The organism is Pseudomonas sp. HY2-MNA-CIBAN-0224 (genome assembly GCF_040310285.1).
Taxonomy (GTDB): Bacteria; Pseudomonadota; Gammaproteobacteria; order Pseudomonadales; family Pseudomonadaceae; genus Aquipseudomonas; species Aquipseudomonas helleri.
In genome coordinates this window covers 1-240 of sequence record NZ_JBEOPQ010000858.1, presented here as the reverse complement: position 1 = coordinate 240, position 240 = coordinate 1, and the positions used below count along the sequence as shown (strand labels likewise).

Genomic DNA, 240 nt, shown 5'->3' with positions numbered 1-240 from the left:
ACCAAGCTCAGCGTCATGGCATCTTGGGTTTTTTTAATTTTTTGCGGGGCAGCCTCTTCAGTACGATAATCAGCAACCGCCGCCGTCGAAATAAAGACATCTGCGACTCTCACGCTATCATTGGTAACCATGGCATCAACATCGTGCTCATCGCTGCAATCACAGTCACCGTGGTGATGAGCATGATGATCTTCGTGTGAGTGTTCGTGTGAATGATCATGCTCATCTTCAGAGATATAC

1 protein-coding gene is annotated in these 240 nt (G+C 47.1%); it reads right to left on the bottom strand.

Annotated features, from left to right (window positions below):
• A partial coding sequence (locus AAEZ03_RS28695) for a phosphopantothenoylcysteine decarboxylase domain-containing protein (protein ID WP_350583383.1) occupies positions 1-240 on the bottom strand: 240 nt, incomplete at both ends.